We start from the raw sequence: 19,164 nt of genomic DNA, 5'->3' as shown, positions 1-19,164 counted from the left end.
TCGGTGTACGCCGGCCATTGTGGGAGCGGCCTTGCGTCGCGATAGGGCCGCAAAGCGGCCCCAAGATCTCACAGGCAACAAAAAGCCCCGACAGGTCGGGGCTTCTTGTTCAGCTCATCAGGCTCAGCGCTTGGCAGCTTCGCCAACCATGGCCGCTTCCTGCTTGCCGGCCATCAGCGAGGCGTAGTACTTCTCGCCCTTGGCGGCGTCGTACATACCCTCCCAGCGAGCGATGACCAGGGCTGCCAGGGCGTTACCCACAACGTTCAAGGCGGTACGGGCCATGTCCATGATGCGGTCGACACCGGCGATGAAGGCCAGGCCTTCCAGCGGGATGCCCACGCTGCCCAGGGTGGCCAGCAGCACCACGAAGGAAACACCCGGTACGCCAGCGATACCCTTGGAAGTGACCATCAGGGTCAGCACCAGCAGCAGCTGCTGGCTCCAGGACAGGTCGATACCGTACAGCTGGGCAATGAAGATGGCCGCGATGCTCTGGTACAGGGTCGAGCCGTCGAGGTTGAACGAGTAGCCGGTCGGTACCACGAACGAGCAAATCGACTTCGGTGCACCGTACTTCTCCATCTTCTCGATCACGCGCGGCAGCACGGTCTCCGAGCTGGAGGTGGAGTAGGCGAGGATCAGCTCATCTTTCATGATGCGCATGATCTTGATTACCGAGAAACCGAACAGGCGGGCAACCAGGCCCAGCACCATGAAGGCGAAGAAGGCGATGGCGAAGTACACCAGCAGCACCAGCTTGGCCAGCGGCAGCAGCGAGCTGAAACCGAAGTTGGCGACGGTCACGGCGATCAGGGCGAACACGCCGATAGGGGCGTAGTTCATGATCATGTGGGTGACCTTGAACATGGTCTCGGAAACCGCCTGGAAGGTACGCACCAGCGGGTCGCGCAGCTCTGCCTGCAGGCTCGACAGGCCCAGGCCGAACATTACCGAGAAGAAGATGATCGGCAGCATTTCGCCACGCATCAGCGCTGCGAAGATGTTCGACGGGATCAGGTTCAGCAGGGTTTCGATGAACGCGTGCTCATGCTGCACTTCGGCCGCGGTAGCCTGGTACTTGGAGATGTCCACGGTACCCAGGGTGCTCATGTCGATGCCGGCGCCCGGGTGGAACAGGTTGGCCAACACCAGGCCCACGACGATGGCGATGGTGGTCACCACTTCGAAGTAGATGATGGTCTTCAGGCCGATGCTGCCCAGTTTCTTCGCGTCGCCAACCCCGGCGATACCCACGATCAGCGACGAAATCACGATCGGGACGACGATCATCTTGATCAGGCGAATGAAGATGTCACCAGCGGGCTGGAGGACGTTGCTGATCCACCATGCCTTTTCTGCACTGAAATGATTCAGTAGCGCGCCGATTGCAACACCCAGGACCAGACCGATGACGATCTGCCAGGCGAGGCTCAGTTTTGCCTTCTTCATGTCTTTACCCTTTGTTCTAGTGGTCATGGGCACCCAACGGAAACGCGCGTAACAGAGCCGTTGGCTAGGTCACGAGCAGCAGATGCTTCCGTCCGGCGACTTCATGTAAGGACACCGCAGGCGAGCGACAGGGCGCTCGGGCCGGCGAAAAAGGCGGCAACTATTGCGATGGCAAAGGGGGAAATCTAATGCCGGAAGCGCATACCCCATGCCGTTTATGCATAACATTTTTGACCAAAACGGGAGGTTCGCAAGTGCTTGATTTACAACGTTCGGAATCCCGAACAAGACCAAACCGCCATATTTAGGCAGATTTGGCAGGGTAAAAAGGATAGGGGCGATGGCCTGTTCGACAATCCGAATGGCCGAAATGCCACTTGAACAAGCGCCAGGTTGATCGAAAAAAAATTGATGTACGGTCGAGACAAAATGTGTCTCGAAGAGAAAATCGCGCAGGGAAGAGACGTTTCCTACATGGCTCCTCGGAAGTCAGGTCTGGTCAGATGCCCCTATGGCATCGCCGACCTGAAACTTCCGATTCCGCCTTTCCTGACCCGGCCCATTGCTGGAGGCACTCCCTGTACCCCTAGGCCACTCCGATCCTGCAACAATCAGAACAGCCCGGCCCCTTGGTCATGTGCAGCCCCTCCTCGGGGCGGCGCATCATAGAAGGCTGAAAATATAGAAAGGTTCAGCTTCTATTTCGTGACAGTGCATGACCTTTCCTCCGTACCGGGTGCAAATGCTCAGTACCAGTTCGGGTCACGCTTGAGCTGCTCCTGCAGCATCGCCTTCATGCCTTCGTCCGGCTTACCCAGCCAGCGGTACTGCGCGTGACGGGTGGGCGACTTGTCGCTCGGCAAACCTTCGGGTACCTCCACGAGCATCCCGTAGGCATCGTCCTTGTCCCAGCTGAACGCCACGATCAGGCGCTTGTAGGTGCAGTTGTCCTGGCGTTCGCACAATGGGCCGACCAAGTACTTGTCGCCGTCTTCGGTAACGGCAGACATCTGCTGCTGGGCACTGCCGGTCAGATTGACCACCCAATCAGGCAGACGTTCCTCGCCTTCAATCGTGTCCTGCCAGGTTTCCCGGTACTCCGGGTCCGAGCCGAGCAGCTGGTCGACCCGGACCTGGCCGTCATTGGCCGCCATCGCCGCCGCACTGCCGCCCAGTAACAGGGCGGCAGCCAGGGATGTCCAACGCTTCCTGCCCATCTTCAACCTCGTCCACGTCCAAAGAAGAAGGAGGCTACGAACAGCACCAGGAAGACAATGAACAGAATCTTCGCGATACCGGTGGCAGCGCCCGCGATACCACCGAAGCCCAGTACGGCGGCGACAATGGCGATGATGAGGAAAGTGATAGCCCAACTCAGCATGGTGGTTCTCCTTTCTTTTTTGAAATCGTTACGGCCAGCGGTCAGAACACCCAACGGTCCTGGGGTACGACCCTTTCCAGGGTGGCCGGTGACGCGGTGGCCTGGCCAGTTGGAAGCGGGTCGGCGGCCTTGACCAAGGTATTGGCACGGGTTGCCTGAATCTGCGTCAACAGGGCGGTCTGCGCCGCCACTTGCTCGGTCAGGCGCGCGGTCTGCCAGCTGTAATAGAAGAGGCCAGCGGCCAAGGTCAGCAACAGCGCCAGGCCGAGTGAAAGCACCTGGCTCAGGGGCAGTGCAGCGCTCTGCAAGCGGTTGACGGATTGGCGGGTCATGCCGGCTCCTCCTGCTGTAATTCTTGTTCAAACCTGAACAGGTAATTGCAGCCTGCATGCCAGCCTTACGAATCAAATAAACTTCATTTAAATCATATAGTTATGTGAATCCTGCAAAACCGGCAAGGACGTATCCTGCACGATGCCGCCCGGGCCGTCGTGCGAATTGCACGATCAGCCCTCGACCTTGGTCGCCACCTTGAGCAGGTCGGCATCCACCCCGCGCACGCCGATGATCTGCCGGGCGATTTCCACGGCAATGGTTTTCTGCTCGCTGCTGACCACCTCGCCCGAAAGCCGCACCAAACCCTCCTCGCTGGCCACTTTCAGGTTCAGGCCATCGAGGTTACGGCTGAAGCGGTAGCTGTTCTGGATCTTGTCGATGATCCAGCTGTCGCTCGGTTGCGGCCCAGTCGGCGTCCCCACCGGGGTTTCCCGGGCCTTGGCCATGGCGGCGCTATCGAGGCTGACCAGGTTGTTGACCAGGTGCACACCCTCGGTGGTACGCGCCACCACGCCGGCCAGCTCCTTGGCCTCGGCACTGTCGACCTTGCCACGCAGGGTCACCACACCTTCGCTGCTCTGTACATCTATAGGCGCCTTCTCGGTGGTGCGGCTCCATAACAGCCGCGCACGGATCACCGCGGCCAGGGTGGCATCCTCCAGGCGCTGGGCATAGGCACGCAGCGCCAGCGGGCGCTCCACCAGCTGGGCATTGACCCGCAGCTGGTTGTCGACTTGCTCGATGCCACGGGTAGCCAGCGCCACATGCTCGGCCAGCTGGCGCTCGACGTCGTTCTCCACCTCACCGGAAAGCCGCGCCTGCTTGCCGTCCACCTCGACCTGGATACGGAACGGGTCGAGCATGCGGTTCAGCGACAGGGCAGTTTGCAGGGCCCCCTCCAGGCGGGCGTCCTGCACCGGGCCGGCGAATGCCGGGGTGAACATCGGCAGCAGGGTGGTTGCCAACACGGCGGTGCGAATGGAAAAGGACATGGCGGTGCCTCCTTTTGTAGAGCAAAAGCTAAAAATCCTCGCAACCAATGTGCCACCGCGGACCTCTAAGGAAATCATCGGGATATCGCGGCCTTCCAGGCGTTGATTGGCCATTGGCTAGCATGCAAAGGACAGGTTCCTTCACAATGGACCATGCAACTTGCCCGATTTTTCCCACACTAAATGAAGATCTTTCCTAAAGGAGCGCAGCACATGGAGTCAGCCCAGGACAACCAAGGCCGCATTCTGCTGGTGGATGACGAGTCCGCGATCCTGCGCACCTTCCGCTACTGCCTGGAGGACGAGGGCTATAGCGTGGCGACGGCCAACAGCGCTGCTCAGGCCGAAGCCCTGCTGCAGCGCCAGGTATTCGACCTGTGCTTCCTCGATTTGCGCCTGGGCGAGGACAACGGCCTCGATGTGCTGGCGCAGATGCGTATCCAGGCCCCCTGGATGCGGGTGGTGATCGTCACCGCACACTCGGCGATCGATACGGCGGTAGACGCGATCCAGGCAGGCGCCGCCGATTACCTGGTCAAACCGTGCAGCCCCGACCAGCTGCGCCTGGCTACCTCCAAGCAGTTGGAAGTGCGCCAGCTTTCCGCGCGCCTGGAGGCCCTGGAAGGTGAAGTGCGCAAACCCAAGGACGGCCTCGACTCGCACAGCCCGGCCATGATGGCGGTACTGGAAACCGCCCGCCAGGTCGCTACCACCGACGCCAACATCCTCATCCTTGGCGAGTCGGGCACAGGTAAAGGTGAGCTGGCCCGGGCCATCCACGGCTGGAGCAAGCGCGCGCGCAAATCCTGCGTGACCATCAACTGCCCGTCACTGAACGCCGAGCTGATGGAAAGCGAGTTGTTCGGTCACACCCGCGGCGCCTTCACCGGCGCCAGCGAAAGCACCCTGGGGCGAGTCAACCAGGCTGATGGGGGCACGCTGTTCCTCGACGAGATCGGCGATTTCCCACTGACCTTGCAGCCCAAACTGCTGCGCTTCATCCAGGACAAGGAATACGAGCGCGTCGGCGACCCGGTCACCCGTCGCGCCGATGTGCGGATTCTCGCCGCCACCAACCTCAACCTCGAAGAGATGGTGCGTGAAAGCCGCTTCCGCGAAGACCTGCTGTATCGCCTGAACGTCATCACCCTGCACCTGCCGCCCCTGCGCGAGCGCAGTGAAGACATCCTGACCCTGGCCGACCGCTTTCTCGCCCGCTTCGTCAAGGAATACTCCCGGCCTGCCCGCGGCTTCAGTGACGAAGCCCGTACGGCCCTGCTCAACTACCGCTGGCCCGGCAACATTCGCGAATTGCGCAACGTGGTGGAGCGGGCCAGCATCATCTGCCCGCAGGAACGCGTGGAAATCAGCCACCTGGGCATGGGCGAGCAGCCCGCAGGCAATGCCCCGCGGGTTGGCGCCGCGCTGAGCCTGGATGAGCTGGAACGCGCCCACATCGGTGCGGTGCTGGCCGCAAGCGACACCCTGGACCAAGCCGCCAAGACCCTGGGGATCGATGCCTCCACCCTGTACCGCAAGCGCAAGCAGTACAACCTATGAGGTGGCCGCCCATGAAGCTGCGCACGCGGCTTTTCCTCAGCATTTCGGCGCTTGTCACCGTGGCCCTGCTCGGGCTGCTGCTGGGCCTGGTCAGCGTGCTGCAGATGGCCACGGTGCAACAGCGACTGGTGCGCGATACCACCCACGCCCTGGAAATTGGGCTGAAGTTGCGCCAGAACCTTGGCGAACAGTTGACCCTGATCCTCGATGACCAGACCGCCCCGGAAAACCTGCGGCTACTGCAGGACAACTTCCAGGCCCTGCTCAACCAAGGGCTGGACCAAGGTGGCGAGCGCACCGGCTTCAGCAAGGCCAGCAGCAATTACCAGGCTTTTCTCCAGGCCTACCGCGACAGCCCGGCGCCTTCGCGCAGCATGGGGGTTGAACAACCACTGGGGGCCGCGTTCAACCAGGTCCGCACCGACCTGATCGATTCCCACAAGCAGGCCTTGGAGCACATCACCCGCAGCGAGGAGCACACCCGCGACCACGCCTTGCTGGTCAGCGGCGTACTTGGCCTGATGGGCTTGGTGGTGCTGGTGCTGGGCTTCATCACCGCGCACAACATTGCCCGGCGCTTCGGCCAGCCGATCGAAGCCTTGGCCATAGCGGCCGACCAACTCGGCAAGGGTAATTTCGACGTAACCCTGCCGGTCACCCAGGCCACCGAACTTAACCAGCTGACCCGCCGCTTCGGCCTGATGGCCGATGCCTTGCGCAAGCACCAGGCCACCAACGTCGATGAACTGCTGGCCGGCCAGCAACGCTTGCAGGCGGTACTGGACAGCATTGACGATGGCCTGCTGATCATCGACCGGCAAGGCCGGCTGGAGCACCTCAACCCGGTGGCGCAACGCCAGCTGGGCTGGACCGATAGCCGCGTGGGCAGCAGCCTGGCCGAAGCCCTGCAGCGCCCGGAGCTGGAGCAGCAGCTACGCCAGGTACTGCGCGGCGGCAACCTCGACCGCCAGCCGGACGACCTGAACATGGAGGTCGATGACGAAACGCGCCTGCTCGCCTACAGCCTGACTCCGGTCAGCCACCCGCAAGGGCCGATCCTGGGCGCGGTGATGGTGCTGCACGATGTAACCGAGCAGCGAGCCTTCGAACGCGTGCGCAGCGAATTCGTGCTGCGTGCTTCCCACGAGCTGCGCACCCCGGTGACCGGCATGCACATGGCCTTCGGCCTGTTGCGCGAGCGGCTCAAGTTTCCGCCCGAGGCGCGCGAACATGACCTGCTGGAAACCATCGGCGAGGAAATGCAGCGCCTGACCCAGTTGATCAACGATCTGCTCAACTTCAGCCGCTACCAGAGCGGGATGCAGAAGCTCGAGCTGGCTCCCTGCGCCATCGACGAATTGCTGGAGCGTGCACAACAGCGCTTTGCCGAGCCGGCGGTGAACAAGCAGATCGAGCTGATCACGGAGCTGGAGCCGCCGCTACCGCGTATCCAGGCCGACGTCTCCCAACTCGACCGGGTGCTGGACAACCTGTTGCACAACGCCATCCGCCATACCGCCAGCGGCGGGCGTATCCGCTTGCATGCACGACGGCATGCGGAGCGGGTGATCATCAGTGTCGAGGACAACGGAGAGGGCATTGCGTATGGGCAACAGGGGCGCATCTTCGAGCCCTTCGTGCAGGTAGGGCGCAAGAAAGGCGGCGCGGGGCTGGGGCTGGCGTTGTGCAAAGAGATCGTGCAACTGCATGGCGGGCGCATGGGCGTGTTTTCCCGACCGGGGCAGGGGACCCAGTTCTACATGGCACTGCCGGTCTGAATGTTGCCTGTCCTGGCCCCATCGCCGGCAAGCCAGCTCCCACAGGGATCGCACCGCACCTGAGGCCATTGCAATACCTGTGGGAGCTGGCTTGCCGGCGATGAGGCCGGTGCAGGATCACTCAGTGCTCAACCCGCCGCGGCAGCCGTCCGCGGGTCACCAGCTCGGCAAACTGCCGGGCATTCAGTGGCCGGGCAAACAGCCAGCCCTGGCCATAATTGACCCCTTCGCTGTTCAGCAGCACAGCCTGGTCTTCACACTCGATGCCTTCGGCAATCACCCGCAGGTGCAGGTCGTGGGCCATGCGGATGATATGCGGGGCAACACCGCTGCTGGCGGCGTCATGCCCAAGGGCATCGATAAAGGCCTTGTCGATCTTCAGGCAGTCCACCGGCAGGGTCTGCAGGTAGGCCAGGCTGCAATAACCCGTACCAAAGTCGTCGATCAGCACCTGATGCCCTACTGCACGCAACGCCTGCAGATTGTCGCGCGCCACCACCACGTCGATCAGGCCGCGCTCGGTCACTTCGAAGGCAATCTGGCTGGCCGCCACCCGGTGCAAGGCGAGCAAACGCGCCGCCACCCGGCCAATTCGCGGCACCATCACATCGCAAGCTGCCAGGTTCACCGAAATGTACAAGTTGGGGTGCGAGCGCAGCAGTTGCCCTAACTGTTCCAGCACACGCTGCAGGACAAAGTCGGTGATCTGGCGAATCTGCCCGGTGTTTTCCGCCAACGGGATGAACAGGTCCGGGCTGGTCAGAGTGCCGTCCGGGCGACGCCAGCGCACCAGGGCCTCGGCCCCGACACAGCGCCGGCTGTCGAGCTCGAAGATCGGCTGGTAGAGCACCTGCAGTTCGCCGCGGCGCAAGGCATTCTGCAACTCCGAGCTCATCGACCGCCGCTGCAGGATGAGTTGCAGCACCAGCCAGCCGATGCAGCAGGCTGCCAGCACACTGCCGGGGAACAAGAGCCAGAGCATGCCGTTCATCCTCAACGGCAGGCTCGCCCGCGGGGCAATCAGCACCAGCTGGTAGTCCGGTGACTTGGTCGGCATGCGGTAGATCAGGCGGTCGCTGAGCTCGAGCAGCGACTTGTGGCTGGTCGACCAGGCCGAGGGCGGCGGCCATACCTGCGGTGGGCCCAGTACGGGGATGGCCCGGGTACCGTTGTCCAGCACCACCACAAGGCTGCCCCCGGGGGGCAGGTCAACCACATCGGTCAGGTGTCCACGAGAGGTGGATACCACGAACTTGCCCCTCCCCAGCATCAACGCGGCCAGGTTTTCGTTCGGCTCGGTCGTTGTGTTCAGCCAGTAGCTGTAGGTCGGCCCCTGGATGTCGGGGACCCGCAAGGGTTCGAACGCCCGCTCATCACCGCGGTTCGAACAGGCGATATCCCCATCCACGTATGCCGCTTCATAAATGAAGCGTGAACTCAGGCCTACCTGCTGCAATGCCGTCAGCATCGCCGGGCTGCAGCCGCGCAAGGGCTGCGCCTGCAGCAGGTCGACCCCTTCGCGCAACTGGCCGAACACCTGCTCGAGGCGCTCGAGAAAGCGCTCGCCCTGGGCATTCATCTGTGCGCTCTCGCTTTGCTTCATCTGTTGCAGGGCAATGCCGATGCTGGCAGAGAGCAACAGTGCCGCGCTGGCCAGTGCTGCCAATGTGGCCAGCATCCAGGGACGGTAAAAAATTTGGCGCATCAAGGCGATGAAGGCTGACATCGAGGGCATCCAGTTGATAACTAAGGTATAGCAACTGAATCAGGAATCACCTCGCCGTTTGGCGCTTCGTTTGCTTGTTGAGAGATGGCCATCTCCCAAGGCTGCGCTGTCGCGCAGAGAACTCGATTTGCAGGCGCTACACGGACTCTGTGGGAGCGGGCGTGCCCGCGAAGAAGCAAACGCGGTGGCTGGCACCGCGTTGGATTCTTCGCGGCTAAAGCCGCTCCCACAGGGTACGAGGATCGCTTGCGAATTCAGTTATCTGTGCGACAGCGCAGCCCAAAGGGCTGGGCAATCTCCCACAGAGCCTCGCTGGCGGCTCAACGCATCCGGTTGAGCACCTGCAGCATCGCCGCCGTCTGCGCATCCGGCATGCCATCGAAGCGCTGCGGGCGGAAACGCATCTGGAACGCGGCGATCACATGGCGGGTGGCAACATCCAGTACCCCGGTCTGCTCGATCGCATAGCCAAACCGCGCCAGCTCCTGCTGATACCAGCCAACGCTCGGCGGGTTGACGCTGAAATAGGCTTGCTGCCGTGCCACGGCATTTGCATCCGGCCAGACACCCAATCCGGCGTCGGCCAGGCGCTTCCACGGGAACAGCGGCCCCGGGTCAAGCTTGCGCAGCGGCGCGATATCGCTGTGGCCAATGATGTGTCGTGGCTCGATGTTGTTGCGTTTGACGATGTCCTTGAGCAGCGCGATCAGCGACTGGACCTGCGCTTCGCTGTAAGGGTGCCAGACCCGGCCATTCGGCGTGTCGGTGAAGCCCGGGTTGACGATTTCGATACCGATGGACGAGGAGTTCAGCCAGGTCCGCCCCTGCCACTGGCTATCACCGGCATGCCAGGCGCGGCGGTTCTCATCCACTAGCTGATACACCGTCGCCGGGCCGTCGCCAATCAGGTAGTGGCTGCTGACTTCGCCATGGGTCAGCAACGCCAGGGAACGCTCCAGCGAAGCATTGGTGTAATGCAAGACTACGAACTGGATGCGGTTGTCCTGGTTGACCGAAGGGTGGCTACGGTCGATGCGCAGGCCTGTCGAGCAACCGGCGACAGACAACAGCAGGAAGGAAATCAGGGTTTTTTTAAGCGTGGAAAGCACGTCAGTAGCCTCAGCGTATGAGCGCTACAGTATAACGTGCTCCCCAAGGGCCGTGCTTGCCGCGAGTCAGCGGCTGCCGGCTATGCCTGCTCGACGCGGTTGCGCCCCGACTCCTTGGCCCGGTACAGCGCCGCATCGGCGCGCTTGAGCACCTGGTCGCCGCGCTCGCCGGAACGGAATGCACCCAGGCCGATGGAAGTGGTGATCACCACCCGTTCGCCCTTGAAGTGGAACGGGCACGCCTCGACCGTGGCCCGTAGCACCTCGGCTATCTGGGCAGCGGCGGCCGGCGAGGTCTGCGGCAGCAACAGGACAAACTCCTCGCCGCCGAAGCGGGCGATGAAGTCACCGCTGCGCAGGCGCTTGCGCAACTGGTCGGCGACAATCTTCAGTACCTTGTCCCCGGCCAGGTGCCCATAGCTGTCGTTGATACGCTTGAAATGGTCCAGGTCGAGGATCGCCATCGCCAGATGGCCGCCGTGTGCCTGCCATTCGAGCATTTCGCGCTCGACCCGCTCGCTCCAGGCCGCACGGTTGGGCAAACCGGTGAGGGGGTCGAGCAAGGCCTTCTGGCGCTGCTCTTCCAAGTGCTCGCGGTAGCCGAGCGCCTCCTGCTCCATGTTCGCCACCCGCTCCGACAGCCCTTGCAGGCGCCCAGCCAGCTCCTGCTCGCGGCGATCACGCTCATGCTTGTGCTCGTCCATGGTCACCAACAGGCCTTCCAGGCGGTTTTCCAGGATGTGCTTGAGGCTGTCGACGTCGGCGGCACCTTGCACACTGCTCTGCAGCCCGTCGACGTGCTCACGCAGCTGGGTATCCAGCTCGCGGGCAGCCGAGCTGTTGTCGGCGTGACCGGCGCTGGCCTCGTGCAGGTGGCTCTGGAAACCTTCCAGGCGTTCGTTGAGCTGCTGCAGGTAGGTTTCGAACTCGTGCTGACCGCTGTCGGTGATCGCCAGCATGAGCACAGCCAGGTCATCCAGCACTGGGATCAGCTCATACCAATTCAAGCCGCGGGCGACCCGTTCACGCATCTCGAGCGCCTGGGCCTTGTGTCGCTCCGGCAGGCTGAGGTCATCGAGCAGGCCGATCAGGGTGTGCTCGATGTGCTCGGCAACCTGGCTGTAGGGCGGCTCCACCGCGTAGGGCAGGGCATAGGGGCCGTCTTCGCCGAAGGTTTCTTCGAGTGTTTGCGCCGGTCCTGCTTCAGCCGGAGGCTCGCTGGCGACAGTTTCCGGTGCCGGCACTTCGTCCGGTAGCGGCTGCGGCAGCGGGGCTGGTGACAGTTCGGCCGTTTCGATCAGCGCCGGGCCAGGTGTCTCCAGCGCGGGCTCTGGCACTACGGGCGCCTCGACAACAGATGCTGATGAGGCTGGCAGCGGCTGCAGCGCGTCCACGTCGTCGGGCTGCGGAGCACCGACGTTGGCCGGTGCTGCCAAGGGCTGCGCGTCGGCAACCGGCAGCGTCAGCGGCACAAGCGCTGGCTCGCCTTGCGCGTGATCCTCGCGGCTGCCGAACAAGCGCTGCAAGAAGCCGGGTCGGGCCTCCTCCCCCGACTTGCCCAGGGCTGACAGCGCGCGGCCCTGCAAGCCGCTCAACTCGCCCAGCAACGGTGGCAGGTCGCGTGACTGGGCCACGCCACCGTCGAGCTTCTTCGCCAGCTTTTTCAACGGCCGCGACACATCGTTCGGCAATGGCAGGCCTTGCAGTTGGTCGACCAGCGCGGTCAGCGCATCGCTGACCTGATTCATGCGAGCTTCCCGGCGCTGTTCGGAGTCCAGCACCGCCTTCTCAAGACGCGGAATCAGCCCGGCAAGGCCAGCGTCCATGTTGTCGCTGCGGATAACCTCGCGCATTTCCTTCATGCACTGGTCCACCACCTTGTCACTGCCTTCGGCAGCCAGGGTGCTGCGTACCAGGCCGCGACGCAGCAGGTCGAGACGGGCGTCCCAACGGCGCTCGAGCTTTTCCTGCTGCTCGATGCTTTTCAGGTATTTTTCTTTCCAGCGCTCAGCGTCTTCAGTCATGCCCAGGTCCGCAAACGGTGATGGCAATTAGCTCAGGACCGGCAGCGTATCCACAGTCAATGCATCAGGCAATCGAATCTCGACAGCAACGGGAAGGTGGTCGGAAATTGGCTGCGCCAGCACCTCGACACGCTCCAGCGTGAGGCTTGGGCTGAGCAGAATGTGGTCCAGGCAACGCTGTGGACGCCAGCTGGGGAAGGTGGCCTCGACTTGGGGGGCAATCAGGCCCAAGTCGCGCAACGGCGAGTGCTCCAGCAGGTCGGTGGCATGGGTATTCATGTCGCCCATCAGCACCTGGTGGCGGTAACCGCCAATCAGCTCGCGGATGTAACCCAGTTGCAAGGCGCGGGTCTTGGCGCCGAGGGCCAGGTGCATCATCACCACGATCAGCGCATCTTCGCCCTCGCCAAAGCGCACCAGAATCGCACCTCGCCCAGCCGGGCCGGGCAATGGGTGATCCTCGAGCAGTTGTGGCTTCAGGCGGCTGAGCACGCCATTGCTGTGCTGGGCAAAACGCCCAAGGTTGCGGTTGAGTTGCTGGTACCAGTAGGGGAAGGCACCCAGGTGGGCAAGGTGCTCGACCTGGTTGACATAGCCCGAGCGCAGGCTGCCGCCATCGGCCTCCTGCAAGGCCACCAGGTCGAAGTCGCCCAGCAGTTGGCCAATCTTCTGCAGGTTGCCCGCACGCCCGTTGTGCGGCAGCAGGTGCTGCCAGCTGCGGGTCACGTAATGCCGGTAGCGCTCGGTGCTGATACCCACCTGGATGTTGAAACTGAGCAGCCGCAGACGACCATCCTCGGGCAGGCCAGGGGCCTGCAGGTGATGCTCGTTGACCTGCGGCTGGTGCAGGCCAATGCCACGCGCGGTTCTGAAGCGGCGCATGGGTTACGCCGCTTACTTAGCGGCGCGCTCCTTGGCGATCAGCTGGTCGGCAACGTTCAGTACGCCTTCCGGCCCGCCGGCAGTACCCAGGTCGAAGCGGTACTTGCCGTTGACCACCATGCTCGGTACGCCGGTGATCTCGTATTTCTTCGCCAGTTCCTTGGCCTGGTTGACCTGGCCCTTGATGGCGAACGAATTGAAGGTGGCGAGGAACTTGTCCTTGTCCACGCCCTGGGTGGCGAGGAAGTCGGCCATGTCCTGCGGGTCGGTCAGGCGCTTTTTCTGGTTCTGGATGGCATCGAACACCGCGGCGTGTACCTTCTGCTCGACGCCCATGGCTTCGAGGGTCAGGAACATCTGGCCGTGGGCGTCCCATGGGCCACCGAACATGGCTGGTACGCGCTTGAAGTTGACGTCCTTGGGCAGTTTTTCAACCCACGGGTTGATGGTCGGCTCGAAGTGGTAGCAGTGTGGGCAGCCGTACCAGAACAGCTCGACCACTTCGATCTTGCCAGGCACGGAAACCGGAACAGGGTTGCTCAGCTCGAGGTATTCCTTGCCGGCGACAGGCTCGGCGGCCTGGACGGCAGTCATACCGAATACGCTGGCAGCGACCAGCGCGGCGCTGAGAATCAGTTTACGCATGCTTTACTCCTGGGCAGTCATTGGTCGCCACGACGCGACCTGCACTGAGACAGGCCGGGAAGGGGCCGAGTTCTGTAGTGTAACGGCTGCGGACGGAAAAAAGGGCGGTCCGGCCGCCCTTTCATCATTGGCCTACAACATTAACTGAAGGTTAATGCGCCGCCTGTAATGGCCCTATCGCCGGCAAGCCGGCTCCCACCTCGAGCGCATCGACCTCAAGCCATATGCAGCATCTGTGGGAGCTGGCTTGCCGGCGATAGGGCCATCACAAGCGGCCGAAGGGCCTCAGTGCAGGCCCTGGATGTAACTGGCCAGCGCCTCGATGTCGTGGTTGCTCAGCTTGCCGGCGATGGTGCGCATGGTCATGGCATCGCCATCGTTGGTGCGGTTGCCTTCGCGGAAGTCGGTGAGCTGCTTGGTCACGTACTGTGCATGCTGCCCGCCCAGGTGCGGGAAGCCGGCCAGGGCGATACCCGCACCGTTCGGCGAGTGGCAGCCGGTGCAGGCAGGCATGCCTTTTTCCAGGTCGCCGCCGTTGAACAGCGCCCGGCCACGTTCGACCAGCTTGGGATCGGCCGCGCCCACGCTGCCTTTCTGGCTGGAGAAGTAGGCGGCGATATCGGCCAGGTCCTGGTCGCTGAATGCGGCCAGCATGCCGGTCATCTCCAGCACGGTACGCTTGCCCGACTTGATATCGTGCAATTGTTTTTCGAGATAGCGCTGGCCTTGGCCGGCCAGTTTCGGGAAGTTCGGTGCCAGGCTGTTGCCGTCGGGGTTGTGGCAGGCGCCACAGACGGCCGTCTTGGCCTGGCCGGCGGCGGCATCGCCTTTGACGGGTTGCGCAGCAGTGGCCGCACCTGCGACACCCAGGGTCAACAGCAGACTCACGACTAGTTTGTTCATCAGCTAATCCAACACGGCTAAGGGTGAAATGTTATGTATCGGGACTGCCACTCATCCAAAGGATGACCAAACGGTAGTCCTCGGCACTGCAGTCCATGCACAATCCACGCGGCGGCATAGCCTTGAAACCCTGGGTCACGTGCTTCACCAGTACATCCATGCCTTGCGCCAGCCTTGGCTCCCATGCTGCCCGGTCACCCTGCCTGGGTGCCTGTGGCAACTGCCCGGTGTGACAGGCCGCACACGTGCGGTTGTACAACACCTCGGGATCCTGTGTAGCCTGTGCGCTGAAAAACGGCAGGAACATACCGACAGCAAGCAGCCATTTCGCCATGCGGAACGACCTTCAGGGTTGGGGGCCGCGCTGCGTTCTGTTGCGCGAGCTATTGTTCGACACCCCATGCCCGTTCTCCTTCGCCGGGAGAATGAGCACACAAAAACTGGGGCATTATATACTTCCGCCATCCAAACGGAAACGACACCGCTTGCCAGGCTCGGGCCTATAGAGTCAGGCAACACCCACATCGGATATCCCATGCAAGTCAAGAACCCCATCCTCGGCCTCTGCCAGAAAGCCAAATTCGCCCTCAGCGCTGCCAAGGTCGAACAATGCCCGGACGACCAGGGTTACGAGGTGGCTTTCGCCGGCCGCTCCAACGCCGGCAAATCCAGCGCCCTCAACACCCTGACTCATGCCAGCCTGGCGCGCACCTCGAAAACCCCCGGGCGCACACAGCTGTTGAATTTCTTCAGTCTGGACGATGAACGGCGTTTGGTCGACCTGCCAGGCTACGGTTATGCAAAAGTCCCGATTCCGCTCAAGCAGCACTGGCAGAAACACCTGGAAGCCTACCTGGGCAGCCGCGAGTGCCTGCGTGGCGTGATCCTGATGATGGACGTGCGCCACCCGATGACCGACTTCGACAAGATGATGCTCGACTGGGCCAAGGCCAGCAGCATGCCGATGCACATCCTGCTGACCAAGGCCGACAAGCTGACCCACGGCGCGGGCAAGAACACTCTGCTCAAGGTGCAGTCGGAAATCCGCAAGGGTTGGGGCGACGGCGTGACCATCCAGCTGTTCTCGGCGCCCAAGCGCCTGGGCGTGGAAGAGGCGTACCGGGTGCTGGCGGACTGGATGGAGCTGGAAGACAAGCCAGCTGCTTGAGGGCCCTATCGCCGGCAAGCCAGCTCCCACAGGTACAGCACAGGCCTTGAGGGCAGTGATACCCCTGTGGGAGCTGGCTTGCCGGCGATGAGGCCAGCACGGCCGAGTCAAATTCCGGGCAAAAAAAACCCCGGACTTCGTATGGGGAGGGGGAAGTTCGGGGTCCAAGTCCGGACCGCTAGGGCGGGGTCCAGATATCTGCCAACACTTAACACAACATAGGAGCATCGAAAGGCTTCACCAGCCATTCAGTTACTCTGAGTTCCGCTTCACCGGTTTAGTTCCAAAGCCCTGAAAACTATTTGCGATAGTTTCATGAAGCCTCAGCACCACTGGCACTGAGCGGTGCCAGGATCCGCATCCCTACATCACGGATCCTACACAGCTTTCCCCGCCCGATCAGTGAGCTTCGTCCCAATTCGCACCAATTCCTGCCTCGACCAGCAGCGGTACATCCAGCTGCGCGGCCTTGCTCATGTGCTGGCGAATTTCATCTTTCACCTGCTCCACCAGGTCCTCGCGCACTTCCAGCACCAGTTCGTCGTGTACCTGCAGGATCACCCGGGCGTCCAGCCCGCTCTCGCTCAGCCAGTTATCCACATTGACCATGGCCCGCTTGATGATATCGGCCGCAGTGCCCTGCATCGGGGCGTTGATCGCCGTGCGCTCGGCGCCTTTGCGCAGGGCCGGGTTCTTGGCATTGATATCCGGCAGGTACAGGCGGCGGCCGAACAGGGTTTCGACAAAGCCTTGCTCCGCCGCCTGGGCGCGGGTGCGCTCCATGTAGGCCAGCACGCCCGGGTAGCGGGCGAAGTAGCGGTCGATGTAATCCTGCGACTGCTTGCGGTCGACGCCGATCTGCTTGGCCAGGCCAAAGGCGCTCATGCCGTAGATCAGGCCGAAGTTGATAGCCTTGGCACTGCGGCGCTGGTCGGTGGTGACGTCTTCCAGGGCTACGCCGAATACTTCCGCCGCCGTGGCGCGGTGCACGTCCAGGTCGTTGCGGAAGGCATGCAGCAAGCCTTCGTCCTTGGCTAGGTGGGCCATGATGCGCAACTCGATCTGCGAGTAGTCCGCCGCCAGCAGCTTGTAGCCCGGGCTGGCGACGAAGGCCTGACGGATGCGCCGGCCTTCGGCAGTACGGATCGGGATGTTCTGCAGGTTCGGGTCGCTGGACGACAGCCGGCCGGTGGCCGCTACCGCCTGCTGGTAGGAGGTGTGGATACGCCCGGTGCGCGGGTTGATCTGCCCCGGCAGCTTGTCGGTGTAGGTGCTCTTGAGCTTGCTCAGGCTGCGGTACTGCATCAGTACCTCCGGCAGCGGGTAGCCTTGCTCGGCCAGTTCGTCGAGCACCGCCTCTGCCGTGGATGGCTGGCCCTTGGTGGTCTTGCTCAGCACCGGCATGCCCAGCTTGTCGTAAAGGATCGCGCCCAGCTGCTTGGGCGAGCCGAGGTTGAACTCCTCACCGGCCAGCTCATAGGCGCGCTGCTCCAGCTCGGCCATCTTCACCCCCAGTTCACCGCTCTGCACCTGCAGCAGCGCGGCATCGACCAGCGCCCCCTGGCGCTCGATCTTGGCCAGCACCGGCACCAGCGGCATCTCGATGTCCATCAGCACCGGCTGCACGCTCGGCGTCTGCGCCAGGCGCGCCTGCAGCGCCTGGTGCAGGCGCAGGGTGATGTCGGCGTCTTCGGCAGCGTAGGGGCCGGCCTTGTCCAGGTGGATCTGGTTGAAGGTCAGCTGCTTGGCGCCCTTGCCGGCGATGTCCTCGAAGGCGATGGTGGTGTGGTCGAGGTACTTCAGCGCCAGGCTGTCCATGTCGTGACGGGTGGCGGTGGAGTTCAGCACGTACGACTCGAGCATGGTGTCGTAGGCAACGCCGCGCATTTCGATGGCGGGCGAGCCATTGGCGAGGATGTTGATGTCGTACTTGGCGTTCTGCCCGACCTTGGCCTTGGCCGGGTCTTCCAGCAGCGGCTTCAGCGCCAGCAGCACGGCGGCGCGGTCCAGCTGGGCCGGCGCGCCTTCATAGTCGTGGGCCAGCGGCACATAGGCCGCTTCATGCGGCTCGACGGCGAACGACAGGCCGACAAGCTGCGCCTGCTGTGCGTCCAGGCCAGTGGTCTCGGTGTCGAAGGCGAACAGTGGCGCCTGACGCAGCTTCTCCAGCCAGAAGTCGAAACGTTCCTGGTCGAGAATGGTTTCGTACCTGGGCTCGGTCTTGGCCACCGGCTCCGCGATCGGCGCAATGTCGTCACCGGCCTTGGCAGCGTCACGCTGCACCTCGGCGACCCAGCTCTTGAATTCCATCTCGGTGTACAGCGCCAGCAACGCGTCGCGATCAGGCTCGCCGCACACCAGGGCATCTACTTCGATATCCAGGGGCACGTCGACCTTGATGGTGGCCAGCTCATAAGACAGGAACGCCGCGTCGCGGTGCTCTTCCAGCTTGGCCGGCAGGGTCTTGGCGCCGCGAATGGCCAGCGTCGGGACCTTGTCCAGGTTGGCGTACAGGTCGCTGAGGCCGCCGCCGATACCGGTCAGCAGGCCCACCGCAGTTTTTTCGCCCACGCCCGGCACACCGGGAATGTTGTCGACCTTGTCGCCCATCAGCGCCAGGAAGTCGATGATATGTTCCGGGCCGACGCCAAATTTCTCGTGCACGCCAGCCACGTCCAGCACGCTTCCGGTCATGGTGTTGACCAAGGTAATGTGCCCGTCCACCAGCTGCGCCATGTCCTTGTCACCGGTCGAGATGATCACCGGGCGGCCCAGCGCGGCGCTGCTGCGCGCCAGGGTGCCGATCACGTCGTCGGCCTCGACCCCCTCGACACACAGCAGTGGGTAGCCCAGCGCCTTGACGCTGGCGTGCAGCGGCTCGATCTGCACCCGCAGGTCGTCCGGCATGCTCGGGCGGTTGGCCTTGTATTCGGCGAACATGGCATCGCGGAAGGTGCCACCCTTGGCGTCGAACACTACCGCGAACAGGCTGTCGGGGTATTGCTTGCGCAGGCTCTTGAGCATGTTCAGCACCCCCTTCACCGCGCCGGTCGGCATGCCTTTGGAGGTAGTCAACGGCGGCAGCGCGTGGAAGGCGCGGTACAGGTAGGAGGAACCGTCCACCAGGACGAGGGGCGCTTGGCTCATGAGCAGAATCAACCTTTTCGACGGGTCCGGCGCTAGAATAGCCAGAATCATTGACGACAAA

Annotated in this window: 16 protein-coding genes; 3 read left to right on the top strand and 13 right to left on the bottom strand. The window is 62.9% G+C overall.

What is annotated here, in order from left to right; all coding sequences use genetic code 11:
• Window positions 1–123 precede the first annotated feature (123 nt).
• From gltP to ABX298_RS11135, 5 genes are all read right to left on the bottom strand, one after another.
• A complete protein-coding gene (gene gltP, locus ABX298_RS11155; protein WP_025337235.1) occupies window positions 124–1,452 on the bottom strand; it encodes a glutamate/aspartate:proton symporter GltP in 1,329 nt (442 codons plus the stop codon).
• A gap of 746 nt (window positions 1,453–2,198) precedes the next feature.
• Window positions 2,199–2,669: an inhibitor of vertebrate lysozyme family protein gene (locus tag ABX298_RS11150; protein ID WP_075046865.1), complete on the bottom strand. Its 471-nt coding sequence runs from the start codon at window positions 2,667–2,669 to the stop codon at window positions 2,199–2,201.
• Window positions 2,670–2,671: 2 nt separating this feature from the next.
• Window positions 2,672–2,833: a DUF1328 domain-containing protein gene (locus ABX298_RS11145; protein WP_003252966.1), complete on the bottom strand. Its 162-nt coding sequence runs from the start codon at window positions 2,831–2,833 to the stop codon at window positions 2,672–2,674.
• Between the two features lie 41 nt (window positions 2,834–2,874).
• Complete coding sequence (locus ABX298_RS11140) at window positions 2,875–3,165, bottom strand: hypothetical protein (RefSeq protein ID WP_025337233.1); 291 nt, start codon at window positions 3,163–3,165, stop codon at window positions 2,875–2,877.
• A gap of 174 nt (window positions 3,166–3,339) precedes the next feature.
• On the bottom strand, window positions 3,340–4,161 hold the full coding sequence (locus ABX298_RS11135) for a BON domain-containing protein (protein WP_025337232.1): 822 nt from the start codon (window positions 4,159–4,161) through the stop codon (window positions 3,340–3,342).
• Between the two features lie 213 nt (window positions 4,162–4,374).
• Here ABX298_RS11135 and algB point away from each other — a divergent pair, with 213 nt between their 5' ends.
• Both algB and ABX298_RS11125 read left to right on the top strand, forming a co-directional pair.
• A complete protein-coding gene (gene algB / locus ABX298_RS11130) occupies window positions 4,375–5,721 on the top strand; it encodes a sigma-54-dependent response regulator transcription factor AlgB (protein ID WP_025337231.1) in 1,347 nt (448 codons plus the stop codon).
• Complete coding sequence (locus ABX298_RS11125; RefSeq protein ID WP_367394388.1) at window positions 5,718–7,499, top strand: KinB sensor domain-containing domain; 1,782 nt, start codon at window positions 5,718–5,720, stop codon at window positions 7,497–7,499. The genes algB and ABX298_RS11125 overlap by 4 nt, the downstream gene beginning before the upstream one ends.
• Before the next feature lie 121 nt (window positions 7,500–7,620).
• On the opposite strand, the gene ABX298_RS11120 is transcribed toward ABX298_RS11125, so the two are convergent.
• From ABX298_RS11120 to ABX298_RS11090, 7 genes are all read right to left on the bottom strand, one after another.
• Window positions 7,621–9,225: an EAL domain-containing protein gene (locus tag ABX298_RS11120; protein WP_084785317.1), complete on the bottom strand. Its 1,605-nt coding sequence runs from the start codon at window positions 9,223–9,225 to the stop codon at window positions 7,621–7,623.
• Window positions 9,226–9,545: 320 nt separating this feature from the next.
• On the bottom strand, window positions 9,546–10,334 hold the full coding sequence (locus ABX298_RS11115; protein ID WP_025337228.1) for an N-acetylmuramoyl-L-alanine amidase: 789 nt from the start codon (window positions 10,332–10,334) through the stop codon (window positions 9,546–9,548).
• An 80-nt stretch (window positions 10,335–10,414) separates the two neighbouring features.
• Window positions 10,415–12,358, bottom strand: a complete 1,944-nt coding sequence (locus ABX298_RS11110) for a diguanylate cyclase (RefSeq protein WP_367394387.1) — start codon at window positions 12,356–12,358, stop codon at window positions 10,415–10,417.
• A gap of 27 nt (window positions 12,359–12,385) precedes the next feature.
• Window positions 12,386–13,240, bottom strand: a complete 855-nt coding sequence (locus ABX298_RS11105; RefSeq protein WP_025337226.1) for an endonuclease/exonuclease/phosphatase family protein — start codon at window positions 13,238–13,240, stop codon at window positions 12,386–12,388.
• Window positions 13,241–13,252: 12 nt separating this feature from the next.
• Window positions 13,253–13,885, bottom strand: coding sequence for a thiol:disulfide interchange protein DsbA (gene dsbA, locus ABX298_RS11100; protein WP_025337225.1), 633 nt, complete (start codon window positions 13,883–13,885; stop codon window positions 13,253–13,255).
• A 285-nt stretch (window positions 13,886–14,170) separates the two neighbouring features.
• Window positions 14,171–14,788: a cytochrome c gene (locus tag ABX298_RS11095; protein WP_003256951.1), complete on the bottom strand. Its 618-nt coding sequence runs from the start codon at window positions 14,786–14,788 to the stop codon at window positions 14,171–14,173.
• Window positions 14,789–14,819: 31 nt separating this feature from the next.
• The gene (locus ABX298_RS11090) at window positions 14,820–15,122 is read right to left on the bottom strand and encodes a cytochrome c5 family protein (RefSeq protein WP_015268479.1); all 303 of its coding nucleotides are present in this window, start codon (window positions 15,120–15,122) and stop codon (window positions 14,820–14,822) included.
• A gap of 201 nt (window positions 15,123–15,323) precedes the next feature.
• Between ABX298_RS11090 and yihA the strand changes: the two genes are divergently transcribed.
• Window positions 15,324–15,956: a ribosome biogenesis GTP-binding protein YihA/YsxC gene (gene yihA, locus ABX298_RS11085; RefSeq protein WP_085588940.1), complete on the top strand. Its 633-nt coding sequence runs from the start codon at window positions 15,324–15,326 to the stop codon at window positions 15,954–15,956.
• A gap of 399 nt (window positions 15,957–16,355) precedes the next feature.
• Here the strand turns inward: yihA and polA are convergent, their stop codons facing one another.
• Window positions 16,356–19,103, bottom strand: a complete 2,748-nt coding sequence (gene polA / locus ABX298_RS11080; protein ID WP_075046860.1) for a DNA polymerase I — start codon at window positions 19,101–19,103, stop codon at window positions 16,356–16,358.
• Window positions 19,104–19,164 lie beyond the last annotated feature (61 nt).

Source organism: Pseudomonas sp. X4 (assembly GCF_040784925.1).
Taxonomy (GTDB): domain Bacteria; phylum Pseudomonadota; class Gammaproteobacteria; order Pseudomonadales; family Pseudomonadaceae; genus Aquipseudomonas; species Aquipseudomonas putida_Z.
Note: the sequence above shows the minus strand (reverse complement) of the source record. Positions and strands in the feature narration are given on the sequence as shown.